Source organism: Cellulomonas fimi ATCC 484, assembly GCF_000212695.1.
Classification (GTDB): Bacteria; Actinomycetota; Actinomycetes; order Actinomycetales; family Cellulomonadaceae; genus Cellulomonas; species Cellulomonas fimi.
Map to the genome: position 1 here is coordinate 732430 of NC_015514.1, position 22429 is coordinate 754858.

The 22429-nt window shown below is 74.5% G+C and carries 25 protein-coding genes; 20 read left to right on the plus strand and 5 right to left on the minus strand.

Features of this window, described 5'->3' with window-relative positions:
• Nucleotides 1–3: 3 nt before the first annotated feature.
• Both flgK and flgN read right to left on the minus strand, forming a co-directional pair.
• The gene (flgK, locus tag CELF_RS03300; RefSeq protein WP_013769830.1) at nt 4–1446 is read right to left on the minus strand and encodes a flagellar hook-associated protein FlgK; all 1443 of its coding nucleotides are present in this window, start codon (nt 1444–1446) and stop codon (nt 4–6) included.
• A gap of 14 nt (nt 1447–1460) precedes the next feature.
• Nucleotides 1461–1940, minus strand: coding sequence for a flagellar export chaperone FlgN (flgN, locus tag CELF_RS03305; protein WP_013769831.1), 480 nt, complete (start codon nt 1938–1940; stop codon nt 1461–1463).
• 384 nt (nt 1941–2324) lie between these two features.
• Between flgN and CELF_RS21355 the strand changes: the two genes are divergently transcribed.
• The 17 genes from CELF_RS21355 (at nt 2325) to CELF_RS03390 (ending at nt 17096) form a co-directional block, all read left to right on the plus strand.
• Entirely contained in the window at nt 2325–3215 is an 891-nt protein-coding gene (locus CELF_RS21355; RefSeq protein ID WP_013769832.1) for a sigma-70 family RNA polymerase sigma factor, read from the plus strand.
• Nucleotides 3216–3332: 117 nt separating this feature from the next.
• The gene (locus CELF_RS03315; protein ID WP_013769833.1) at nt 3333–4508 is read left to right on the plus strand and encodes a flagellin N-terminal helical domain-containing protein; all 1176 of its coding nucleotides are present in this window, start codon (nt 3333–3335) and stop codon (nt 4506–4508) included.
• 129 nt (nt 4509–4637) lie between these two features.
• Nucleotides 4638–5978: a flagellar filament capping protein FliD gene (fliD, locus tag CELF_RS03320; protein ID WP_013769834.1), complete on the plus strand. Its 1341-nt coding sequence runs from the start codon at nt 4638–4640 to the stop codon at nt 5976–5978.
• A gap of 23 nt (nt 5979–6001) precedes the next feature.
• Nucleotides 6002–6448, plus strand: a complete 447-nt coding sequence (locus CELF_RS03325) for a flagellar export chaperone FliS (protein ID WP_013769835.1) — start codon at nt 6002–6004, stop codon at nt 6446–6448.
• A 1-nt stretch (nt 6449) separates the two neighbouring features.
• Nucleotides 6450–6812, plus strand: coding sequence for a hypothetical protein (locus tag CELF_RS03330; RefSeq protein ID WP_013769836.1), 363 nt, complete (start codon nt 6450–6452; stop codon nt 6810–6812).
• Between the two features lie 138 nt (nt 6813–6950).
• Entirely contained in the window at nt 6951–7292 is a 342-nt protein-coding gene (locus CELF_RS03335; protein ID WP_041553754.1) for a flagellar basal body rod protein FlgB, read from the plus strand.
• On the plus strand, nt 7292–7690 hold the full coding sequence (gene flgC, locus CELF_RS03340) for a flagellar basal body rod protein FlgC (RefSeq protein WP_013769838.1): 399 nt from the start codon (nt 7292–7294) through the stop codon (nt 7688–7690). Before CELF_RS03335 ends, flgC begins: the two co-directional genes overlap by 1 nt.
• Nucleotides 7690–7998, plus strand: a complete 309-nt coding sequence (fliE, locus tag CELF_RS03345) for a flagellar hook-basal body complex protein FliE (protein ID WP_013769839.1) — start codon at nt 7690–7692, stop codon at nt 7996–7998. The genes flgC and fliE overlap by 1 nt, the downstream gene beginning before the upstream one ends.
• Entirely contained in the window at nt 7998–9605 is a 1608-nt protein-coding gene (fliF, locus tag CELF_RS03350; RefSeq protein ID WP_013769840.1) for a flagellar basal-body MS-ring/collar protein FliF, read from the plus strand. The genes fliE and fliF overlap by 1 nt, the downstream gene beginning before the upstream one ends.
• Nucleotides 9605–10606, plus strand: coding sequence for a flagellar motor switch protein FliG (gene fliG, locus CELF_RS03355; protein WP_013769841.1), 1002 nt, complete (start codon nt 9605–9607; stop codon nt 10604–10606). Before fliF ends, fliG begins: the two co-directional genes overlap by 1 nt.
• The gene (locus CELF_RS03360; protein WP_013769842.1) at nt 10599–11441 is read left to right on the plus strand and encodes a FliH/SctL family protein; all 843 of its coding nucleotides are present in this window, start codon (nt 10599–10601) and stop codon (nt 11439–11441) included. Before fliG ends, CELF_RS03360 begins: the two co-directional genes overlap by 8 nt.
• Nucleotides 11438–12772 (plus strand): FliI/YscN family ATPase, encoded by a 1335-nt coding sequence (locus CELF_RS03365; RefSeq protein WP_013769843.1) that lies wholly within the window; start codon nt 11438–11440, stop codon nt 12770–12772. The genes CELF_RS03360 and CELF_RS03365 overlap by 4 nt, the downstream gene beginning before the upstream one ends.
• Nucleotides 12769–13194, plus strand: coding sequence for a flagellar FliJ family protein (locus CELF_RS03370; protein ID WP_013769844.1), 426 nt, complete (start codon nt 12769–12771; stop codon nt 13192–13194). Before CELF_RS03365 ends, CELF_RS03370 begins: the two co-directional genes overlap by 4 nt.
• The gene (locus CELF_RS03375; protein WP_013769845.1) at nt 13191–13931 is read left to right on the plus strand and encodes a C40 family peptidase; all 741 of its coding nucleotides are present in this window, start codon (nt 13191–13193) and stop codon (nt 13929–13931) included. The genes CELF_RS03370 and CELF_RS03375 overlap by 4 nt, the downstream gene beginning before the upstream one ends.
• Nucleotides 13928–15358 carry a flagellar hook-length control protein FliK gene (locus tag CELF_RS03380; protein WP_013769846.1) on the plus strand — a complete coding sequence of 477 codons (1431 nt, stop codon included), beginning with the start codon at nt 13928–13930 and terminating at the stop codon, nt 15356–15358. The genes CELF_RS03375 and CELF_RS03380 overlap by 4 nt, the downstream gene beginning before the upstream one ends.
• 73 nt (nt 15359–15431) lie before the next feature.
• A complete protein-coding gene (locus tag CELF_RS03385) occupies nt 15432–15887 on the plus strand; it encodes a flagellar hook assembly protein FlgD (protein WP_013769847.1) in 456 nt (151 codons plus the stop codon).
• 30 nt (nt 15888–15917) lie between these two features.
• Nucleotides 15918–17096 (plus strand): flagellar hook protein FlgE, encoded by a 1179-nt coding sequence (locus CELF_RS03390; RefSeq protein WP_013769848.1) that lies wholly within the window; start codon nt 15918–15920, stop codon nt 17094–17096.
• Nucleotides 17097–17198: 102 nt separating this feature from the next.
• Here the strand turns inward: CELF_RS03390 and CELF_RS03395 are convergent, their stop codons facing one another.
• From CELF_RS03395 to fucO, 3 genes are all read right to left on the minus strand, one after another.
• Nucleotides 17199–18368, minus strand: coding sequence for a hypothetical protein (locus CELF_RS03395; RefSeq protein ID WP_013769849.1), 1170 nt, complete (start codon nt 18366–18368; stop codon nt 17199–17201).
• Entirely contained in the window at nt 18365–18904 is a 540-nt protein-coding gene (locus tag CELF_RS03400; RefSeq protein WP_013769850.1) for an RNA polymerase sigma factor, read from the minus strand. Before CELF_RS03400 ends, CELF_RS03395 begins: the two co-directional genes overlap by 4 nt.
• Before the next feature lie 125 nt (nt 18905–19029).
• The gene (fucO, locus tag CELF_RS03405) at nt 19030–20181 is read right to left on the minus strand and encodes a lactaldehyde reductase (RefSeq protein ID WP_013769851.1); all 1152 of its coding nucleotides are present in this window, start codon (nt 20179–20181) and stop codon (nt 19030–19032) included.
• 291 nt (nt 20182–20472) lie between these two features.
• Between fucO and CELF_RS03410 the strand changes: the two genes are divergently transcribed.
• From CELF_RS03410 to CELF_RS03420, 3 genes are read left to right on the plus strand one after another with little or no spacing between them, the layout of a single operon-like run.
• Nucleotides 20473–20742 carry a flagellar FlbD family protein gene (locus CELF_RS03410; protein ID WP_376698499.1) on the plus strand — a complete coding sequence of 90 codons (270 nt, stop codon included), beginning with the start codon at nt 20473–20475 and terminating at the stop codon, nt 20740–20742.
• Entirely contained in the window at nt 20742–21527 is a 786-nt protein-coding gene (locus CELF_RS03415; protein WP_013769853.1) for a motility protein A, read from the plus strand. The genes CELF_RS03410 and CELF_RS03415 overlap by 1 nt, the downstream gene beginning before the upstream one ends.
• Complete coding sequence (locus tag CELF_RS03420) at nt 21524–22429, plus strand: OmpA/MotB family protein (RefSeq protein ID WP_013769854.1); 906 nt, start codon at nt 21524–21526, stop codon at nt 22427–22429. The genes CELF_RS03415 and CELF_RS03420 overlap by 4 nt, the downstream gene beginning before the upstream one ends.

The window sequence follows — 22429 nt, forward strand, 5'->3', positions numbered from 1 at the left end:
GCGTCACCTTCCGACCAGGCCGGTCCTGTTGATGAGGGTGTCGAGCATCTCGTCGACGGCGGTCAGGACGCGCGCGGCGCCCTCGTACGCACGCTGGAAGGCCAGCATGTTGACGGTCTCCTCGTCGGTGTCCACGCTCGTGGCCGCGAGCTGCTGCTGCTGGGCCGTGACGCGCGCCGACTCGGCGACCTTGGACCGGGCGGACGCGCTCGCGGCGCGCACGCCGAGGTCGACGACGGTGGCCGACCAGTGCGCGTCGGGGCCGGTCTCGTCGGTCTTGAGCGCGGCGATCTGGTCGCCGACGGAGCCGTCGAGCGCGCCCGCACCGGCGGCGGCGACCGCGATGGCCGACCGGTCGGCGACGGCGATCCGGAGCGCGAGCGCGGGCGGCTCGGGCCCGTCGACCGCCCAGAAGTCGCCGCCGGCCGCGCCGGTCGTGGTGACCGCGGTGCTGTGGAAGGCGTTGACCTTCGTGGCGATGGTCTGCGCGAGCGCGTCGTAGCGGGCGGCGGCCTCGACGAGCGGGCCGCCGGTGCCGCCGGGCCCGGCGGGGGCGAGCACGGACAGCAGGCCGGCGACGCGGCCGCCGTCGAGTCCCGCGCTCTGCGTGGGGCGCTCGGCCCACACGACGGTGACGGGCTGGCCGGGGGTCGCGGTGTCGCCCGTGGCCTGCGCGAAGGACCGTGCCCCCTGGACCTCCAGGGCGTGCGCGCGCTTGCCGGACACGAGCGCGTTGCCGCCGACGAGGACGTCGACCTGCCCGTTCTCGCGCGTGACGGCGGACGCGCCGACGAGCGACGCGAGGTCCATGACCAGCAGGTCGCGCTGGTCCGCGAGCTCGTTGGCGGTGCCGCCCGAGTTCGTGATCTCGAGGATCCGGGCGTTGAGGTCGGCGACGCCGGCCGCGGTCGTGTTGACCTTGTCGACGAGCGCGGTCGTGGTGGACAGCGCCTGCGTCCACTGCGTCCGGGCCGCGGTGTAGAGCGTCGCGATCCGGTCGGCGACCGCCGTCGACTCCTGCATCACGACGGCCCGTGCGGAGTCCTTGTCGGGGGTGTTGGACAGGTCGGCCCACGCGCCCCACATGGTCGCGAGCTGGCTCGCGAGCCCGGTCTCGCCGGGCTCCCCGAGGCTCTTCTCGAGCGTCGCGTACGCGTCGGCGCGCGCGGCGAGGTAGGACGCGCCGCCCGTCTGGGTGCGCAGGCGCATGTCGAGGAAGACGTCGCCGAGGCGCTCGATCCCGGTGACCCGGACGCCCTCCCCGGCGCCGTGGTTCACGGAGAACATGGACGGGACCTGCGCGGCGGGCAGTGCGGACATCGAGGCGCGCTGGCGCGTGTACCCGACGGTGTTGGCGTTCGCGACGTTCTGGCCGGCCACGTCCAGGGCCTGGCGCTGGGCGATCAGCGAGCTCAGCGCGGTGCCGAGTCCGGAGAAGGTGCTCATGCGGCGGGGGCTCCTCAGAAGGTCCGGTCGACGAGCTGCGCGGTCGGCGTGCTCGCCGCCGTGGCGCCCGTGCCGGTGTAGGTGTGCACGTCCTGGAGCGTCGCGAGCGTCTCCTGCGTCGCGCGGTGCGACAGCGTGAGCAGCTCGCGGTTGCCGTCGGACAGGTGCGCGATCTCGGCGGCGAGCGTCGCGAAGGCGTCGCGGTGCGCGCGCAGCAGGTCGTCCCAGGGGGCGGGGGCGGCGGCGGCGACCTCGGCGAGGCTCGCATCGGCGGGCAGGCCCAGCGTCACGGCGGCGAGCTCGGCGGCGAGCGCGCGGGACAGCTCGGCGGTGCGGATCTCGTCGAGCACGGTCTCGACCTCGCGCGTGGCGTGCGCGAGCCAGCGGGAGCGGCCGCTGGTGAGGATGAGCTGCTCCTCCTCGAGCTTGAAGAGCAGGAGCTCGAGCAGGTTGCGCTGCTGCCACAGCGCGTCGGAGAGCCCGTTGAGGGGCATCGGTGGTCCTCCACATCTCCCGGCGGTGGCGCCGTCCGGGCGTCTGATCCCCTTCATCGGCACGGGTCGGGTGATTCTGACGAGTTCGCGGCAGATTCCCACGCAGGTGTGGGAGCGGTGTCATGACGGCTTGTCATGGGACGAGTCGTCGAAGCGCTTGTCACACGCATGCGTCCGGTGCGTCGGGAAGCGTCCGGAAACTCCTACCAGGCTGTAGAAATGTGACGCACATCACACCGCGACCTGCTCAAACGTATGAATGAAACGTTTGCCCAGGAGTTCCTGTGAACCAACGGTGCGAACCGGACCTGGTCGTCCGTCCAGTCATGGACGGTCGTGGACGTGTGACTCAAGGTCGCGGACGCGTCCGCCGAACGAGTGGACGTGACCAGCACCACCGCGACGACCGACGAGCTCGTCCTCACGCACCTGCCCCTCGTGGGGTACGCCGTGAGCGAGATGCTCCACCGCGTCCCGCCCACCGTGTCCCGCGACGAGCTCGCGTCCGCCGGCAGCCTCGCGCTCGTCCTCGCGGCGCAGGCGTACGACCCCACCACCGGGGTGCCGTTCGCGCGCTACGCGTCGCTGCGCATCCGCGGCGCGCTCGTCGACGAGCTGCGGTCCATGGACTGGGCGTCCCGCGGCGCCCGGCAGCGCGTCCGGGAGCTGGCCGCCACGACCGAGCGGCTCACCGCCGTCCTGCGCCGCAAGCCCACGCGCGACGAGCTCGCCGAGGCGATGGGCGTCGACGTCCGCGCCGTCGACGACGCCGCCCGCGACGCCGAGCGCCGCGTCCTGTCCATGGACGCCACCGAGGGAACGGTCGCCGACCTCGTCGTCGACGCCGAGCCCACGCCCGAGGAGAGCCTGCTGAACGACGAGCGGCACCGCTGGCTGCGCGCCGCCGTCGAGACGCTGCCCGACCGGCTGCGCACCGTCGTCGTCGGCCTGTTCCTGCTCGACCGCTCCGTCGCGGAGCTCGCCGCCGAGCTGGGCGTCACGCAGTCCCGCATCAGCCAGCTGCGCACCGAGGCCCTCGGCCTGCTGCGCGACGGCATGAACGCCGGCCTCGACCCCGACCTCGTGCCCACGCCCGAGCGGGCCGAGGGCGTCGCCGAGCGCCGCCGGCAGTCGTACTTCGCCGCCGTCGCCGCACGGGCCGCCCTGGTCACCTCCGTGCCCACCGCCGACCGGCTCGGCACCGTCCCGCGCCAGCGCGGCGTGACCGGCGCCGCCGACGCCGCACCCGCCTACGCGCGGACCCGCGGCGCCTGACGCGCCACCCGTCGCAGAAATCTTCGACGGAACCTCTCAGACCCGTCGGCGGCTGCCGATGTGAAGGGTGCGCCCACGGATGGGCCACCTCGACCCGACTCAAGGAGGAAGAGAACGATGGGTCTCTCGATCAACCAGAACATCGCCGCGGTCAACTCGTACCGCAACCTCTCGAACACCCAGAACGACCTGAGCAAGTCGCTCGAGAAGCTGTCGTCGGGCTTCCGCATCAACCGTGCGGCGGACGACGCGGCCGGTCTGGCCATCTCCGAGGGTCTGCGTTCGCAGGTCGGTGGCCTCAAGGTCGCCGCCCGCAACGCCCAGGACGGCATCTCGGTCGTGCAGACCGCTGAGGGTGCCCTCACCGAGACGCACGCGATCCTGCAGCGTCTGCGTGACCTGAGCGTCCAGGGCGCCAACGACTCGAACAACGACAAGGCGCGCGCCAACATCAAGACCGAGGCCGACAGCCTGGTCAAGGAGCTCGGCCGCATCGGCAACTCGACCAACTTCAACGGGACCAAGCTGCTCGACGGCTCCGCCGGCACGCTCCACTTCCAGGTGGGTGCCGACGGCGACGGCAACAGCCGCATCTCGGTCGACCTGTCGGGCGCCAACGTCACGTCGATCGCCGACCAGCTCGGCGCGGCGACGACCGGCTCGACGATGGACGTCCTCACCCCGACGAACGTCACGGGTGCGTTCACCTTCACCACGCGTGAGACGGTCGGCGGCAACAACGTCGACACCACCATCACGACGGCCTCCGTCGGCGCCGCCGGCTCCATCAAGACGGTCGACGACCTGGCCGCCGCGCTGAACAAGGACACGAACTTCTCGAAGAACCTCGCGGCCTCGGTCAACTCCGACAACCAGCTCGTCGTCACCGCCAAGGACGGCGCGGCGGTCTTCGGCGGCAACACGGCCGGCACGCACGCCTCCGCCGGTACGGGTGCCGCCGCCTCCGTGGCGCTGGTGCCGGGCACCACCGGTCTGGACTTCAGCACGGCCGACGCCGCGCAGACGTCCATCGGCCGGATCGACGCGCAGATCGAGGCCGTCTCGACGGCTCGTGCGGGTCTCGGTGCCATGCAGAACCGCCTCGAGCACACCATCAAGAACATCAACGTCTCGGTCGAGAACCTCTCGGCCTCGGAGTCCCGCATCCGCGACACGGACATGGCCTCCGAGATGGTGTCGTTCACCCGCGCGCAGATCCTGTCGCAGGCCGGCACGGCGATGCTCGCGCAGGCCAACCAGATCCCCCAGGGCGTCCTGTCCCTCCTGCGGTGATCCTCCCGGTGACGTCCCCCCGACCGGGGGCGGCCACCACCTAGAGCGCGCCGGTGGCGGGCGGCCCACCAGCCGCCCGCCACCGGCGCCTCACCCTCGGACGACCTTCCACGAACGGAGACGGCGCGCATGGCTGCGTTGGGCATCGACGGCCTCATCTCGGGGCTCAAGACCACCGACCTCATCGCGCAGCTCATGCAGGTCGAGTCGGCCCCGCAGACTCTGCTCAAGAGCAAGCAGACCGCGACGACCAACCTCGCCACGGCCCTGCAGTCGCTCAACACCAAGGTGGCCTCGCTCGCCGAGGCCGCGACGAAGGCGACCACGCCCGCGTCCTGGACCGCGACGAAGGCCACGTCCTCGGCCACGTCGGTCAGCGCGACGACGTCCGCCACGAGCACCCCGACGCAGCTCTCGTTCACCGTCGACACGCTCGCCGCGAGCCAGGTCTCGCTCGCCACCTACTCCGACCTCACCGCCGCGGGCACGCTGGCGTTCCGCGTCGACGGCAAGGTCACCGAGGTCGCGATCGGCACCGACGCCGCAGCGACCGCCCGCGCCGTGTCCGCGTCGGGCGCGGGCGTCGACGCCACCGTCGTCACCGCGAACGGCACGACCTACCTGCAGCTCACCGGCAAGACCTCCGGCGAGGCGCACGCGTTCGAGGTCTTCCGGGGGACCAAGGCGCAGGTCGAGGCCGGGACCGCGACCGCGGTCGTCCCCGCGACGATCCGCGACGCGAGCGACGCGCACATCACCCTCTGGAAGGGCACCGCCGCCCAGCAGACGGCGACGTCGTCGAGCAACACGTTCTCGGACGTCCTCGACGGCACGTCGATCACGGTGTCGAAGGTCGAGACCGAGGCCGTCCGGCTCACCGTGGAGACCGACACCGCGGCGCTCACGTCGCTCGCGTCCGGCCTGGTCGGCGCGCTCAACGTCGTGCTCTCGGACATCGCGTCGCGGACCGCCTCCACCACCTCGACCGCCGCCGACGGCGGGACCGTCGTGACCGGCGGGCTGCTGTCCGGCGACTCGGCCGTGCGTGACCTCAAGTTCCAGCTCCAGTCGGCGGCCTCCTACGGGGTCGACGGGGTCTCGCCGTCCACGGTCGGCATCGTCATCGGCAAGGACGGCAGCTTCACGTTCGACCAGGCGAAGTTCACCGCCGCGCTCGCAGCCGACCCGGGACAGGTGCAGAAGGTCGTCTCCGGGCTCGCGCAGCGCGTCGCCGACGTCGCGACCGGCGCCTCCGACCCGGTCGAGGGCACGCTCACGCTCAAGATCACGGGTCAGCAGAAGCTCGTGAAGGACCTCGGCGTCCAGATCGACGACTGGGACCGCCGCCTCGCGATCCGCAAGGAGAGCCTGCAGCGCACCTACTCGGCCCTCGAGGTCACGCTCTCCAACCTCAACTCGCAGTCGAGCTGGCTCGCGGGCCAGCTCTCGTCCCTGTCCGCGTCGAGCTGACGCCCACCGGAAGGTCGCATCCCATGTCTGACATCCGCTCGCGGTACGTCGCCGACGCGGTCGCCACCGTCGGCCCCGCGCGTCTGCTCACGATGCTCTACGACCGGATGCTCCTCGACGTCGACCGCGCGGTCGAGGCGTTCGAGGCCGGCGAGGTCGTCACGGGCCGCGGCCACCTGCAGCACGCGCAGGAGATCATCGCCGAGCTCATCGTGAGCCTCGACGAGCAGGCGTGGTCCGGCGGCCCGCAGCTCATGGCGATCTACCGGTACCTGCTCGGCGAGCTCATCAGCGCCGGCTCGCGCGGCGACGTGGAGCTGACGCGGGCCTGCCGGTCGCTCGTCGAGCCGCTCGCCGAGGCCTGGCACGAGGCGGCCCGCTCCCTCGCGCAGGTCCCGACCCCCGTCACCCCGGCGGACGCCCCCGCGCTGGAGAGCGCGACGGCGGTCGGCCTGCTCGGCGTCGGCTGACATGCCCGCCGTGGCCGGCGTCGCAGCCGGTGCCCCGGCCGGTCCGGCCGCGTTCCACGACGCCTGGGTGCACGCGCTCGACGCGCTCGAGGTCGACGTCGCGGCCGCCGAGGAGCTGCTGCGCACCGCGCACCTCGCCCCCGTCGCCGAGGTGGCCCGAGCCGCCGTCTGGGCGCCGCCGCGTGACCTCGGACCGCTGCCCCTGTCGCTGCAGGTGCGCGGCCAGGCGCTGCTCGACCGGCAGCTCGCGGTCGCGCGCCGCACGGCCGAGGCGCTCGTGACCAACCGGCGGCACCTCGCCGCGACGGACGCGATGCGCCCTCCCGTGTCCGACCTGCCCGTCTACGTCGACCAAGAGGCGTAACGGCGCACACGTCGTCCCCGAAACCTCTCATCGCCCCGCTGCCGTGGTCGATGGGAGGGCTGAGCACGGATCGCTCGCGCAACAGGCCACGGATCGGCCGCCCCGTCCCGCAAGGGAGAGGTGTACCCGCCCATGGGCATGTTCGACTCCGTGAGCTTCGTCGCGCTCAACAGCGCGCTCGACGGCCTCGCGCTGCGCCAGCGCTCCATCGCGGACAACGTCGCGAACATCCAGACCCCCGGCTTCCACGCCCGCCGCGTCCGGTTCGAGGACGAGCTGACGCGTGCCGTCGCGCACGGCGACGGCGCCGTGCAGGCGAGCACCTCCCGGTCGCTGGAGCCGACGCGCGAGAACGGCAACAACGTCAACCTCGACGCCGAGACGCTGCTCAACATCGACACGAACCTGCGCTACCAGCTCGCGACCCAGGCGGTCTCGGGCCAGTTCGCGTCCGTCCGCACCGCCATGAGGACCAGCTGATGACGATCTTCGGAGCGATCGGGATCGCCTCCACCGGCCTCACCGTCCACCGCAAGTGGCTCGACGCCGTGAGCGACAACCTGTCCAACCTCAGCACCGTGCGCCCGACCTCCGAGGAGGCGTTCCGCGCGAAGTACGTCGTCGCCGCGGAGAGCGCGGGGGAGAACCAGGGCGTGCAGGTCGCCGGGATCGTCGAGGGCAGCGCCGAGGGCCGGCTCGTCTACGAGCCCGGGCACCCGCTGGCTGACGAGGACGGCTACGTGCGCTACCCCGACATCGACATGTCCAGCCAGATGACCCAGCTGATGATGGCGCAGCGCGGCTACCAGGCCAACGCCGCCGTCGTCGACCGGGCCCGTGAGACCTACAACGCCGCGCTGCAGATCGGACGGTCGTGATGACGTTCGCCGTGACCCCCGTGACCGGGGTCCTGCCCACCGGCGCCCTCGGCGCCGCCCTCCCGACGCAGGCCGCGGACCCCGCCGCGGGCGCCCAGTTCGCGTCCGTGCTCGGCGCCGTCGAGAACCTGCAGCAGATGCAGTCGACGTCGAACGAGCTCGCGGTCCGCGCCGTGACCGGTGACCTCGACGACGTGCACGACTACACGATCGCCTCCGCGCAGGCGTCGACCGCGCTCGAGCTGACCGCGGCCGTCCGCAACAAGGCCGTGGACGCGTTCACCGAGATCATGCGGATGCAGGCCTGATGCCCGCCCAGGTCCAGGCCGCGGTCGACCGGCTCACCGGCGCCGTCCGCCAGTTCTCGATCGCGCAGCGCACGCTCGGCCTCATCGGGGTCGCGGTGCTCCTCCTCGGCGCGTTCGCGCTGTCCACCTACCTGTCCCGGCCGACGATGAGCCCGCTGTTCTCGGGCCTGTCCGGTGCCGACGCGAGCGCGGTCGTCGACGAGCTCACCGCCGCGGGCGTGCAGTACCAGCTCGCCGACGGCGGCTCGACGGTCCTCGTCCCGGACGCGCAGCTCTACGACCAGCGGATCCGCCTCGCGGCGGCCGGTCTGCCGACCAACGCGGATGGCGGCGGCTACTCGCTGCTCGACGAGATGCCCATGACCTCGAGCGAGTTCCAGCAGCAGACGACGTACCAGCGCGCGCTGGAGGGCGAGCTCGCCCGGACCGTCGGCGCGATCGACGGCGTCGAGTCCGCGAGCGTCAAGCTCGCGCTGCCCGAGGAGAGCGTCTTCGTCTCCGAGAAGGCCGACCCGACGGCCTCGGTGTTCATCCGCACCCGGCCCGGCACGTCGCTGTCCCTCGACCAGGTCCAGGCGATCGTGCACCTCGTCTCCGCGGGCATCGACGGCATGACGCCCACCGACGTCGCCGTCGTCGACGCGACCGGCGAGGTGCTGTCCGCCGTCGGCACCGGCACGACCGGCGGCGTCGCCGGGCAGCAGGCCAGCGACTACGAGGCGCGCGTCGCCGCGTCCGTGCAGGCGCTGCTCGACCCGCTCGTCGGCCCCGGCCGGTCCGCCGTCACGGTGACCGCCGAGATCGACCAGAGCCAGACGGACCGCACCGTCGAGGAGTTCACCGCGACCCCCGACACGCCGCCGCTCGCGTCGTCCACCACGACCGAGACGTACACCGGCGGCGCGGCCTCCGGCGCCGCGGGTGTCCTCGGCCCCGACAACATCCAGGTGCCGAACGGAGACGGGACGACGGGCGAGGGCTCGTACGAGTCGACCACCGAGGACGTCACGAACGCCGTCAACAAGAGCACCGAGCGGACCACGCAGGGCCCCGGCGCGATCCAGCGCCAGTCCGTCGCGGTCGTCCTCGACGAGAAGGCCGCCGCCCCGATCGACCTCGCCCAGCTGCGCGAGACGATCGCCGCCGCCGCCGGCATCGACCCGGAGCGCGGCGACACCATCGCCGTGCAGGCCGTGCCGTTCGACACCACGCAGGCCGAGGAGGCCGGTGCGGCGCTCGCCGCCGCCGAGGAGGCCGAGAAGGCCGCGCAGCAGACCTCGCTCATCCGTCAGGCCGCGATCGGCGGCGTCGTGCTCGCCCTGCTGCTCGCCATCGCGATCGCCATGACCCGGCGCTCCCGCAAGGCCCGTCGCACGGCCATCGACCTCGGTGAGCTGCAGCCCGTCCTCACCGACGAGCAGCGCGCCCTGGAGGGCCTGCCCGAGGACGCGCTGCCCGAGCTCCCGCCGGGCCCGCTGCCCGGCGAGCCCGACCCGGTCGCCCGCAAGCGCGCCGAGATCACCGCCCTGGCCGACGACCAGCCGCAGGAGGTCGCGGACCTCCTGCGCGGCTGGCTCGGCACGGCCACCCCGGCGGGACGTCGCTGATGGCCGCCCTCACCGGGACGCAGAAGGCCGCGATGCTGCTGCTGCAGCTCGGTCGCGACCGCGCCGCGCGCGTCATGGCACAGCTCGAGGTGCACGAGATCGAGGAGCTCACGGCCGAGATCCTGCGGCTCGAGCGCGTCGACCAGCGGCTCGCCGACGAGGTCCTCGAGGAGTTCCACGCGGTCTCCGTCGTCGGCCCCGGCGTCGGCGGCGGCATGGGCCTCGCGCAGCACCTGCTCGTCGCGTCGCTCGGCGCCGAGCAGGCCGCGGGCGTCATGGAGCGGCTGCAGACCAGCCTGCAGGGCCAGCCGTTCGAGTTCCTGCAGCACGCCGACGCCCGTCAGGTCGTCTCGCTCCTGTCGAGCGAGCACCCGCAGGCCATCGCGCTCGTCCTCGCGCACCTCAAGCCCGACCACGCGGGCGCGATCATCGCGGGCCTCGACCCCGAGCTCCAGGCCGACATCGCGCACCGCATCGCGCTCATGGAGCGTGCGTCCCCGGACGTCGTGCAGATGATCGCCGAGAACCTGCAGCGCAAGGCGTCGAGCGTGCTCGCGTCGAGCGAGCTCGCCGCCGTCGGCGGCGTCCAGCCCCTCGTCGAGATCATCAACCGCGCCGACCCGAGCACCGAGAAGGTCATTCTCGAGGGGCTCGCCAGCCGCGACGAGGAGCTCGCCGAGGAGGTCCGCAGCCGGATGTTCGTCTTCGCGGACATCACGCTGCTCGAGGACCGCGCCATGCAGCTCGTGCTGCGGCAGGTCGAGACCGCGCAGCTGTCCGTCGCGCTCAAGGGCGTCAGCGACGGCGTGCGCGAGACCGTGATGCGCAACCTGTCGGAGCGGGCGCGCGAGAACCTCGTCGAGGAGATCGAGCTGCTCGGCCCCGTGCGGCTGTCGCTCGTCGAGGACGCGCGCGCGGCGATCGTGCAGGTCATCCGCCGCCTGGAGGAGTCGGGTCAGATCGTGATCCGGCGCGACTCGGAGGACGAGCTCGTTGCCTGACCTCGGATTCGTCCCCGCGCAGCGCCCCGCCCCGGGCGCCGCGAGCGCCGACCCCGCGCCCGTCCTCGCGACGGCGGGCGTGCGCACCGCTGCGGCCCCGTCCGCGTTCGTCGCGACCGGCGCCGTCACGACCCCCGGCCTCCCGGCCGCACAGGCACCCGCACCTGCGACCGCGTCCGCCGCTCCCGCGCTCGCCGCACCCGCCCCGGTGACGGGCGAGGCCGTCGCGTTCCGTCCGTCGCCGCTCGCGACCGTCGTGACGCCCGACAAGGGTGCGTACGACGCGGGCCGCGCCGAGGGCTTCGCCGCCGGCTACGCGGCCGGCGCGCGTGAGGCCGCCCGTGTCGCGCAGGAGGAGGCCGCCCGGGCCCGCGCCGCCCAGGAGGCCCGCCGGGCCGCCGCGCAGGACGCGCTCGACCGCGCGCTCGCCGTGCTGGCGACGGCCGCCGCGGCGGCCGCGGCGCGGACCGTGCCCGTCGTGCACGACGTCGAGGCCCGGCTGCACGAGGCTGCGCTCGACCTCGCGACCGCGGTGCTCGGCGTCGAGCTCGCCGACCACGGGCTCGGCGCCCGCGCGGCGCTCGCGCGCGTCCTCGCGCACGTCGACGGGACCGAGCCCGTCACGGTCCGCCTGCACCCCGCCGACCTCGCCGCGCTGCCCGCGGCCGCCGACGCGACGGGTGTGGCCCCGACCGTCCCGGACGGCGTCACGCTCGTCGCCGACCCGACCCTGGCGCCCGGCGACGCCGTCGCCGACCTGCCCGACGGCTTCCTCGACGCGCGCCTCGACGGTGCGGTCGCGCGTGCCCGTGCCGCGCTGCGGGGGGACGCGTGACGACCCTCGCGCCCGCTGCTCCGGCGCCCTCGCCCGCGGCCTGGGCGCGCGCCCTCGCCGCGACCGCGCCTGAGCGTGTCGGCACGGTCCGCGCGGTCGTCGGGCTCACGATCGAGGTCGTCGGTACCGGCGCCGCGGTCGGCGAGCTCGTGCGCGTGGGCGACGACGTGCTGGCCGAGGTCGTCGCGACCGCCGGCGCCACCGCGCGCTGCATGCCGCTCGGTCCGACGTCCGGCCTGCGCGCCGGGATGCCCGCGCGGCCGCTGCGCGAGCCGCTGCGCGTGCCCGTCGGACCCGGCCTGCTCGGTCGGGTCCTCGACGGGCTGGGCCGGCCCATCGACGGCAAGGGCCCGCTGCGCGCCCGTGCGTGGGTCCCGCTCGACTCGCGTGCACCCCACCCGCTCGAGCGGGCGCGCGTCGACGAGCCGCTCGACCTGGGCGTCCGCGTCCTCGACACGCTCGTCACGGTCGGCCGAGGCCAGCGGCTCGGGCTGTTCGCCGGGTCCGGCGTCGGCAAGTCGAGCCTGCTGTCGATGGTCGCGCGCGGCACCGACGCGGAGGTGTCGGTCATCGCGCTCGTCGGTGAGCGCGGGCGCGAGGTCCGCGAGTTCCTCGAGGACGACCTGGGGCCCGAGGGGCTCGCGCGCAGCGTCGTCGTCATCGCCACGTCCGACGAGCCGCCGCTCGTGCGCCTGCGGTCCGCGTTCCTCGCGACCCGGATCGCGGAGGCGCTGCGCGATGAGGGCCGGCACGCGGTCCTCATGATGGACTCGCTCACCCGCGTCGCCATGGCGCAGCGCGAGATCGGCCTGTCCGTCGGCGAGCCGCCCGCGACCCGCGGGTACCCGCCCTCGACGTTCGCGCTGCTCGCGCAGCTGCTCGAGCGGGCCGGGACGGGCGCGACCGGGTCGGTGACCGGCCTGTACACCGTCCTCGTCGACGGCGACGACCACAACGAGCCGATCGCGGACGCCGCCCGGTCGATCCTCGACGGGCACGTCGTCCTCGACCGCCGGCTCGCGGTCGCCGGTCACTTCCCGAGCGTCGACGCGCTGGGCTCGATCAGCCGCGTCGCATCCCGCGTGACGACCCCCGAGCAGCGCGACGCCGCCCGCCGGCTGCGCGCCGTCATGGCCGCGCGCCGGCAGGCGCAGGACCTGCTCGACGTCGGCGCGTACGTCGCGGGCTCGAACCCGCTCGTCGACGCCGCCGTCACGCACGGGCGCGCGATCGACGCGTTCCTGCGGCAGGACATCGAGGACGTCGTGCCGTCCGCGCAGGCGTGGGCGCACCTCGCCGCGCTCGTCCAGACCTTGGGGGAGGTGCCGTGACCCGACAGTTCCCGCTCGCCGGGCTGCTGCGCGTGCGCGCGCTCGCCGAGGAGCGCGCCGCGGGCGAGCTCGCCGCCGCGCGCCGCGCCGAGCGGGCCGCCGCCGAGCGCGCCCGCGAGACGAGGGAGCGCCTGGCGGGCGCGTCGATGCCCGACGTCGCCGACGACCTCGCGTTCCGCGCCTCCGTCGCGAGCCGCGCGACGCTCGCCGCGCTGCTGCACGAGCACGACGCCGACGTGCAGGTCGCGCAGTCCCGTACCGAGGACCGCACCGGCGCGTGGACCGCGGCCCGCCGCGAGGCGCGTGCCGTCGAGCGGCTCGAGGAGCGGCACGACGCGACCGTCCGGGCCGAGGAGCTGCACGCCGAGCAGGTCGTGCTCGACGAGGTCGGCGGCCGCCGCGCCGCGCGGGAGGACGCATGAGCCTCGACGGGATCGCCTCCGTGCAGGCGCGCATGGCCGAGCTGCGTTCTCTCGTCGTGCCTGCCCCCGTGGCCTCGCCGTCGTCCGCCTCGACCGCGGCCGTCGCCGGGGACGCCGTGACCGGGACGACCGGCGCGGCCGACGACTTCACGACGCTGCTCGCGTCGCTCAGCGGGACGTCCGGCGCCACCGCGACCACGGCCGGCGGGGGAGCGACCGCGCAGTCGTTCGTCGCCGCGGCCCAGAAGTACGTCGGCGTCCCGTACGTGTGGGGCGGGGAGTCGCTCGACGAGGGCGGGCTCGACTGCTCGGGTCTGGTGCTGCGCGCGCTCGCCGACGTGGGCGTCACCGACGTCCCGCGCGTCGCGCGCGACCAGCAGCGCATGGGCGAGCCCGTCGCGTCGCTCGCGCAGGCGCTGCCCGGCGACCTCGTCGTGTTCGGCGGCGGCAACCACATCGGCATCTACCTGGGGGAGGGGAAGATGGTCGACGCGCCGAAGCCCGGTGCGCACGTCGTCGTCCGGGACGTGTACACGACGCCCACCGCGATCCGTCGGATCCTGCCGCAGCAGTCCGAGGTCACGGCCGCCGCAGGGTCCGCGACCGGGACGTCGCCGGCGGGTGCGACCGCCACGGCGGCGAGCCAGCGCGTGGCGCTCGAGCTGCTGACCTCGCTCTCGGGCGGCGCCGCCTCGTCGTCCTCGCTCGCCGTGCCGGCGCTGGGGGTGGCCTCGTGAGCGCGACCCTCATCCCGCCGGCCGTGCCCGCCGCGTCGACGACGCGCGCGCCGCGCCCGGCGGGCGGCACCCCGGCTGCGGGGGACGCGTTCGCGCGCACCTTCGACGCCGTCGCCGCCGCGCAGCCCGGCGGGGACCGCCCGACCACCGGTGCGGACCGCGCGCCGGGCGACGCCCGGTCGGCCGACCGGGACGCCCGCCCGACGGACCGCGCCGACGGTGCCGACCGCGCCCACCGTGCCGACCGCACGGCCACGACCGAGCGGCCCGGGGGAGCTGCGGACCGTCCCGCGGACGACACCACGGGGGCCGCCTCGGCCGCGTCGGGCGACCCTGCCACCGACCCGTCCGGCACCGACGCGACCGCGTCGGGTGCGGGGTCTGCGGGCGCGGGCGCTCCGGCCGACGCGACCGCCGCCACCGCCCCGGCGGTCGTCCTCGTCCCGACCGCCGCCGTGCTCGCGGCGGCCGCGGGGACGGTCACCACGACCACCGGTGCGCCGGGAGACACCCTCCCGACCGCCGCTCCGGTGCCCGCCGCGTCCGCCGTGGGTGCGGCCGCCGTCGTGGACCCCGCCGCTGCCCCGGTCTCGACGACCGTGGCGAGCACCACCGCCGCCGCGCTGCCGACCGATGCGGCGTCGACCGCACCGGCCACCGGGCCGCTCACCGACGCCGCGGTGACCGGCGCGGCCACCACGACCACGGCCGCGGCTGCGTCGACGACGGCCACGACCCCTGGGACGAGCGCCCCCGCGACGGGTGCGCCGGCCGCCACGACGAGCGGCACCACGACGACGACCGCCGTGCCGGGGAACGCGGTCACGGCCACGGCGTCGGGTGACGCCGGACCGTCGGCGCCCGCACCCGCGGACCCGGCGGCCCCCGCGGCCGGACCGTCGACGCCCGCCCCGTCCGGGACGTCGCCGCTCCCGGCCGTGCCGGTCCCGTCCGCGACCACCACGACCGCCGCCGCGCCGACGACCCCGTCGGCCCCCGTACCCGCGGCCACCCCGGCACCGTTCGCGGAGCAGCTCGGTGCGCGGCTCACGGCGCTCGGCGGCCTGGCGCACGGGCGGCACGTCCTCACGGTCCCCGTCGACCCCGAGAACCTCGGGCCCGTCCGGGTCGTCGCGCACATCGGCCCGGAGTCGGTGCGCGTCGAGCTCGTCGGCGGGACGGAGGCGTCCCGGGAGGCGCTGCGCGGGTCGCTCGCCGACCTGCGCCGCGACCTGAGCCGCGACCTCGGGGGACTCGACGTGCAGGTCGGCGTCGGTGGCGACGGGCCGTCCCGCGACCCGCGCGACGCCGAGCGCACCCCGGCGTCGCCGTTCGCCCCCTCGCGCACGTCCGGCGTCGACGCGGCCCCGGCCGCACCGGCCACCGGCCCGGCGCGCACGAGCCAGGGCCTGGAGGTCGACCTGTGACCGCCCGTCCCGCCGCAGACCGCGTCGCCGCCCCCGGGCGCCGGCACCCGCACCCGCTCCCGCAGGAGGCAGCATGAGCATCGACGTCTCGTTCCTCGGCGCGACCAGCCGCACGACCGACGCCTCCGGCACGAAGGTCCCCACCAAGGAGCTCGACAAGCAGGCGTTCCTCGACCTGCTCGTCGCCCAGCTGCGCAACCAGGACCCGTCGGCCCCGATGGACTCCTCGCAGCTCATGACCCAGACGACGCAGCTGTCCACGATGGAGTCGCTCGTCGCCCTGGCCGACACGCAGCGGGAGTCGTTCGCGCTCCAGATGCGCATGGCCGCCGCCCAGCTCGTCGGGCAGCAGGTCACCTGGACCGACGCCGCCGGCGCGACCCAGAAGGGCGTCGTGACGGCGGTGTCCTACGCGGGCTCGGTGCCCACCGTGAAGATCGGTGACACGGACGTCACCCTCGACGCGGTCTCCTCCGTCACCTCCGCCGGGACCGCCGGCACGACCACCGCCACCGGCGCCAGCGCCTGACCGCGCAGCACTGACCGAAGGGAATCCCTCATGCTCCGCTCGCTCTTCTCCGGCATCAGCGGTCTGCGCAGCCACCAGACCATGCTCGACGTCACGGGCAACAACATCGCCAACGTCAACACGACGGGCTTCAAGTCGTCGCAGACGCAGTTCCAGGACACGCTCAGCCAGATGCTGCAGAACGGCGGCGGCGCGCAGGACGGCGTCGGTGGCACCAACCCGGCGCAGGTCGGCCTGGGCGTGCGCGTCGCGGGCATCACGACGAACTTCACGCAGGGCGCGTCGCAGATGACGGGCCGCAGCACCGACATGATGATCCAGGGCGACGGCTTCTTCGTGGTCCGCAAGGGTGCCGAGTCGTACTACACGCGCGCCGGGTCGTTCGACTTCGACTCGACCGGCCAGATGGTGCTGCCGGGCGAGGGTGCGCTCGTGCAGGGCTGGGCCGCGGTGAACGGCGTCGTCGACACCAACGGCCCGCTGAGCGACCTGCGCGTCCCGGCCGGCACGCTCATGCCGGCCGTCGCGACGTCGACCGCGTCCTACGAGGGCAACCTCGACGCGGCGGCCGCGAACGGCACGATCCTCAACCGCACGATCGACGTCTACGACGCGACGGGCAACGTGCGCGAGCTGCAGCTCACGTTCACGAAGGCCGCGGCGGGCTGGTCGGTCGCCGCCACGGACGGCACCGCGACGGTCGTCGCCGCGCCCATGACGTTCGCTGCCGACGGCTCGCTCACCACGCCGACGACCCTCACGGTCGGTGGTGTGGCGGTCGACATCTCCGACCTCACGGGCTTCGCGGGCATCGACTCGGTGAAGGCGCGCACGCAGAACGGCCAGGCGGCGGGCACGCTCCAGTCGTTCGCCCTCGGCGCCGACGGCACGATCACGGGCGCGTTCAGCAACGGCCTCAAGCAGACCATCGGCCGCCTCGCGATCGGCTCGTTCACCAACCCGTCGGGCCTGGAGAAGGCGGGCGGCTCGCTGTTCCGCACGTCCGTGAACTCGGGGGACCCGCAGGTCGGCCCCGCGGGCACGGGCGGCCGCGGCACGCTCGCGGGCGGTGCGCTGGAGATGTCGAACGTCGACCTGTCGAGCGAGTTCACCAGCCTGATCATCGCCCAGCGCGGATTCCAGGCGAACAGCCGCGTCATCACGACGTCCGACGAGGTCCTCCAGGAGCTGGTGAACCTCAAGCGCTGACCCGCGCCGCCCCCCGGCGACGTGACGGAGAGGGACCCGGTGCGCGTGCACCGGGTCCCTCTCGTCTGCGCCGGCAGCGGCTGCCCTGTCCGCGCGAGCGGGTCAGCCGAGCAGGGCGACCACGCGCGGGTCGTCGAGCGCGACCGGCTGGACCGTCTGCGCGAGCGCGAGGGCGTCGTCCAGGGTCGGTGCACCCATGAGCAGGTAGGTGCGCGTGCCGTCGGACCAGCGCAGAGCGGAGCCGCCCTCGTGCCCGGAGCTCCACACCGCCACGCGGCCGTCGAGGGTCGTGACCTGCCGCCCGGGGATCGCCCAGGACAGCGCGGACTCGACGGGCTCGGCCGCACCGACCTCGACGTGCAGCGACATCACGCCCGCGGGCACGCCGTCGTCGTACCCGTCGCCGTCCGCGTCGACGGGCTCCGCATCCCCGTACCCGAGGTCCCATGCGATGACCCGGCTCGGGCCGGGCGCGGGCGCCGCCTGGTCGGCCACCCGCTGCATCCCCGGTGCCGTCGCGTCGGGCGCGACGGTCGTGCCCGACAGCGGCACGGTGTCGAGCCAGGCGGTGAGCGCGGGCACGTCGAGGCCGTTCGCGACGACGAACCAGCGGGTCCCGTCGGGCTCGACCCAGGTCACGAAGTGGTGCCCGGCGTCGGGCGACAACGTGCGGCCGGACTGCCCGCGGACGGTGAGGTCGTCGGGGGCCTGCAGGCCGGGCCACGGGTCGGCGACGTCGGGGTACAGCGAGATCCCGCCTGAGCCGTCGGGGGCGTAGAACACGGCGGCCGGCACGGCCTGCCCGCACGGGAAGTCGGACACCTCGATGCCGAGCCGCACCGGCTCGACGTCGCGCAGCGTGCGCGCCGCCGCGTCGAGGCCGGGGGTGTCGAGCAGCTCCCGCGCGGGCTGCTGGTAGCCGCCGCCGCCCCGCAGGACGTCGGTGAGGCACCGGGCGTCGCCGGCCGCCGCGGCGGGCAGCGGGAACATGCCGGACATCGCGCCGGCGGGCGGGGCGGTGTCGGTGCCGCGGTCCGTCAGGGCAGGGCCGACGACCACGGCGACGCCGGTCAGCACGACGGCCGCCGCGCCGACGAGCACCACGCGCCCGGCCCGTCGGGTGCGGCCGGGCCGGACGGCGCCGCCGAGCGGCAGGTCCGCGTGCCCGTCGGCGGCCCACCTGCCGACGAGCTCGTGGGCGGCGGCGAGACCGTCCGGGTCGACGGGCGCGGCGGGGGCGAGCGATCGGACGCGGTCGAGGATGTCGGTCACGGGGTGCTCCCGGGGACGAGGCGCAGGGCGGTGGTGTCGGGGGTGCCGTCCGCGGCCCGGGTGAGCCGCCGGCGGGCGCGGGACAGGCGCATCTTGAACGCGGCGGGGGAGCAGCCGAGCACCTCGGCGGCCTGGGCTGCGGTCAGCCCGTCCCACGCGACGAGCAGGACTGCCTCCCGGTCGGACGTGCTCAGGTCGGCCAGGGCGCGCAGCAGCGCCTGCCGCTCGGCGACCGCGGCGGCGGGGTCGTCGGGCGGTGGTGGTGCGAGAGCCGCGAGCACCCCGTGGAGCTGGCGCGCGCGGTAGGCGGAGCGGCGGTGGTTGCGCAGCGTGTTGCGGGCGACGACGAGGAGCCACGGCAGGGCGTCGCCGGGCACGTCGGCGAGCCGGCGCCACGCGACGAGGAACGTCTCGGCGACGACCTCCTGCGCGGTGTCGCGGTCGACGTGCCGCAGGGTCCACGCCTGCACGCGCGGCGCGTGCTGCTCCCACAGGGCGGCGAACCGCTGCGCGTCGGTCGGGGGTGAGGTGCTCACACCGGGGAAGTGTCCGGCACGGGCCAGGGGTAACAGGCACCGGTCGCGGCGTGGAAGGTCTGTCGCGGAGGGGGCGACCGACCTGCCACGCCGCGGGCCTCTCGGCCCGACCGGCCCGCGGGCCGCTACAGGAGTGAGCGGTACAGGGCCTCGATGTCGGCGACGGACGCCTCGCGGGGGTTGCCGCCCGCGCACACGTCCTCGAACGCGGCCTTGGCGAGCGCGGCGACGTCCGACTCCGTGGCGCCGACCTCCGACAGCCGGGTCGGGTTGCCGAGGTCGCGCGTGAGGGCGGCGACGGCCTCGACGGCGGCGGACCGGGCCTCCTCGAGCGGCAGCGTGTGCGCGTCCTCGACGCCGAACGCGGCGGCGACGTCGCGGTACTTCTCCCCGGTCGCGGGGGCGTTGAACGCCATGACGGGCGCGAGCAGGATGCCGTTGGCGACGCCGTGCGGTGCCGAGTAGAACGCACCGAGCGGGTGCGCCATGGCGTGCACGAGGCCGAGCCCGACGTTGGAGTAGCCCATGCCCGCGACGTACTGCCCGAGGGCCATGCGCTCGGCGGCGGCGGCGTCCCCGTCGGCCGCGGCCTGCAGCGACCCGGCGATGACCTGGATCGCCTTGAGGTGGAACAGGTCGGACAGCTCCCAGGCGCCCTTCGTCACGTACCCCTCGATGGCGTGCGTGAGGGCGTCCAGTCCCGTGGCGACCTTGAGGGCGCGCGGGGCGGTGGACATCATCTGCGGGTCGACGACGGCGAGGACGGGGATGTCGTGCGGGTCGACGCACACGAACTTGCGCTGCCGCTCGACGTCGGTGATGACGTAGTTGATGGTCGTCTCGGACGCGGTGCCCGCGGTCGTGGGGACGGCGACGATCGGCACCGACGGGTTGCGGGTGGGGGCGACGCCCTCGAGCGAGCGCACGTCGGAGAACTCGGGGTTGGCGGTGATGATGCCGATCGCCTTGCAGGTGTCCTGCGGCGAGCCGCCGCCGATCGCGACGAGCACGTCCGCGCCGGACGCGGCGAAGGCGGCGACGCCGGCCTGGACGTCCTCGATGGGCGGGTTGGGCCGCACGTCGTCGTAGACGTCGTACGGGAGGCCCGCCGCGTCGAGCAGGGCCGTCACGCGCCCCGCGACGCCGCTCTCGACGAGCGCCCGGTCGGTGACGACGAACGCCTTGGTGACGCCGCGGCGGGCGAGCTCGTCGGGGATCACCTCGATCGCTCCTGCGCCGAAGTAGGCCGTCTGGTTCCAGATCATCCGCTGCGCCACGATGCACCGCTCCTTTGCGTGAAACGTTCCAACCATTCCACGCCACCCGGGCGTCCCACGGGCGGGATCAAGGTCCCGACAGGCCTGCGACCTGCGGCGACACGCCGCGCTGTGACACGAGTGCGCGGCTCGTCGGCCGGAAACCCTCATACGGTGCGGCGGTCCGCCGATCGGAGGAGCACCAGGGTCCACGGACGGACCCGGGCGGCGGACAGCCGCTGCAGGACCAGGTGACCAGGGACGGGTATCGCCGTGATCGTCGTGACGCGCCTCAACGGAGGACAGATCGGGGTGAACCCCGACCTGATCCAACGCATCGACTCAGCACCGGACACGATCCTCACGCTCATCGACGGGACGAAGTACATCGTCACCGAGTCGCTCGCGGAGGTCATCGAGCTCGTCAACGAGCACCGCGCGACCATCCTCGCCCGCGCCCGTGAGATCCAGGCCGAGCACCACCCGCACATCGGCCTCGTGCCGGACCTCGGCGACGAGGACGACGACCCCGCGCAGCCCTCCATCGCCCCGGCGGTGCCCCTGCGCCCCAGGAGCGTGTGATGGATCCCGCGGGCGTCATCGGGCTCGTCGTCGCCCTCGTGGCGATCTTCGGCGCCATGATCCTCGAGGGCGCGCAGCCCATGTCGATCATGCTGCCGGCGCCCCTGCTGCTCGTCTGGGTGGGCACCCTCGGCGTCGGGCTCGCGGGCCACACGCTGCGCGACGCCAAGGAGTCGTTCGCCGCCGTGCCGCGCGCACTGCGCAGCGGCATCCCCGACCCGACGCAGACCGTCGACACGCTCGTGAGCCTCGCCGACCGCGCCCGCCGCGAGGGCCTGCTCGCGCTCGAGGACGCCGCCCGCAGCATCGACGACCAGTTCCTGCGCGCGGGCCTGCAGGCCGCGATCGACGGCACCGACCCGGACGACCTGCGCACGATCCTCGAGGACCGCATCGCGACCAAGCGGGCGCGCGAGCGGGCGCACGCCAAGTACTTCCAGGACATGGGCGGCTACGCGCCGACCATCGGCATCATCGGCACGGTCATCTCGCTCGTGCACGTGCTGGAGAACCTGTCCGACCCCGCGTCGCTCGGCCACTCCATCGCCGCGGCGTTCGTCGCGACCCTCTGGGGCATCCTGTCCGCGAACGTCGTCTGGCTGCCGCTCGGCACCCGCATCAAGCGCATCTCCGACCTCGAGTGCACGCAGATGGAGATGACGCTCGAAGGGCTGCTCGCGGTGCAGGCGGGCGCGAACCCGCGGCTCGTCGGCGAGCGCCTGCGCAGCCTGCTGCCCGACGACGCCGACTCCGGCAAGGGCAAGTCCAAGAAGGCGGCGGCGTGAGCAGCCACGGCGGGCGGCGGCGCAGCCGCGGCGGCCACGAGGAGGAGCACGTCAACCACGAGCGCTGGCTCGTGAGCTACTCCGACATGATCACCGTCCTGATGGCGCTCTTCATCGTGCTGTTCGCGATCAGCCAGGTGGACCAGGAGAAGTACATCGCGCTGCGCGACTCCCTCGCGGCCGGCTTCATGGACACCACGACGTCCCCCTCGGTGCTCGACGGCACCGACGGCACGCTCGACGGCAAGAGCACCCAGAGCGAGAACACGCCCGCGGACGGCACGGCCGGCATGGTGAGCGCCGACGACGGGCTCGGCCAGCAGGCCGCCGTCCCGCCCGTGCCCGCGACCCCGACGACCGACGCGTCCGTCGACCCCGCGACCCTCGCCGCCGCGCAGGCCGAGGCCGCGCACCTCACCGAGCTGCGCGACCGCATCGCGCAGGCGCTCGCCGCGAACGGCCTCGACCAGGCCGTGCGGATGCGGATCGACGAGCGTGGGCTCGTGCTCGGCCTCGTCGCCGACGACGTGTTCTTCGCGCCCGCGCGCGCCGAGCTCACCGACACCGCGCGCCGCGTCCTCGACGTCGCGTCGCCGCTCATCGTCGGCATCGGCGAGAACGTGTCCGTCGAGGGCCACGCCAACGTCATCCCCGTCTCCGGGCGCTACCCGACCAACTGGGAGCTGTCCGCGGACCGGGCCACGCAGGTGCTGCGGCACCTCGTCGAGGTCGACGGCATGCCCGGCCCGCGGATCATGGCCGTCGGCTTCGGCGACACCCGCCCGCTCGTCGCGGGCGACAGCCCGGAGGCGCTCGCGGCCAACCGCCGCGTCGACCTCGTCATCCTCAGCGCCGCACCCGAGCAGGTGCGGGCGCTGCTCCCGTCGCTCACCGGAGGCTGA

What these genes read in the sequence shown, in the direction of transcription:
- flgK (WP_013769830.1), bottom strand. Translation starts at nt 1,446, where the DNA reads ATGAGCACCTTCTCCGGACTCGGCACCGCGCTGAGCTCGCTGATCGCC.
- flgN (WP_013769831.1), bottom strand. Translation starts at nt 1,940, where the DNA reads ATGCCCCTCAACGGGCTCTCCGACGCGCTGTGGCAGCAGCGCAACCTG.
- CELF_RS03315 (WP_013769833.1), top strand. Translation starts at nt 3,333, where the DNA reads ATGGGTCTCTCGATCAACCAGAACATCGCCGCGGTCAACTCGTACCGC.
- fliD (WP_013769834.1), top strand. Translation starts at nt 4,638, where the DNA reads ATGGCTGCGTTGGGCATCGACGGCCTCATCTCGGGGCTCAAGACCACC.
- CELF_RS03325 (WP_013769835.1), top strand. Translation starts at nt 6,002, where the DNA reads ATGTCTGACATCCGCTCGCGGTACGTCGCCGACGCGGTCGCCACCGTC.
- CELF_RS03330 (WP_013769836.1), top strand. Translation starts at nt 6,450, where the DNA reads ATGCCCGCCGTGGCCGGCGTCGCAGCCGGTGCCCCGGCCGGTCCGGCC.
- CELF_RS03335 (WP_041553754.1), top strand. Translation starts at nt 6,951, where the DNA reads ATGTTCGACTCCGTGAGCTTCGTCGCGCTCAACAGCGCGCTCGACGGC.
- flgC (WP_013769838.1), top strand. Translation starts at nt 7,292, where the DNA reads ATGACGATCTTCGGAGCGATCGGGATCGCCTCCACCGGCCTCACCGTC.
- fliE (WP_013769839.1), top strand. Translation starts at nt 7,690, where the DNA reads ATGACGTTCGCCGTGACCCCCGTGACCGGGGTCCTGCCCACCGGCGCC.
- fliF (WP_013769840.1), top strand. Translation starts at nt 7,998, where the DNA reads ATGCCCGCCCAGGTCCAGGCCGCGGTCGACCGGCTCACCGGCGCCGTC.
- fliG (WP_013769841.1), top strand. Translation starts at nt 9,605, where the DNA reads ATGGCCGCCCTCACCGGGACGCAGAAGGCCGCGATGCTGCTGCTGCAG.
- CELF_RS03375 (WP_013769845.1), top strand. Translation starts at nt 13,191, where the DNA reads ATGAGCCTCGACGGGATCGCCTCCGTGCAGGCGCGCATGGCCGAGCTG.
- CELF_RS03385 (WP_013769847.1), top strand. Translation starts at nt 15,432, where the DNA reads ATGAGCATCGACGTCTCGTTCCTCGGCGCGACCAGCCGCACGACCGAC.
- CELF_RS03390 (WP_013769848.1), top strand. Translation starts at nt 15,918, where the DNA reads ATGCTCCGCTCGCTCTTCTCCGGCATCAGCGGTCTGCGCAGCCACCAG.
- CELF_RS03415 (WP_013769853.1), top strand. Translation starts at nt 20,742, where the DNA reads ATGGATCCCGCGGGCGTCATCGGGCTCGTCGTCGCCCTCGTGGCGATC.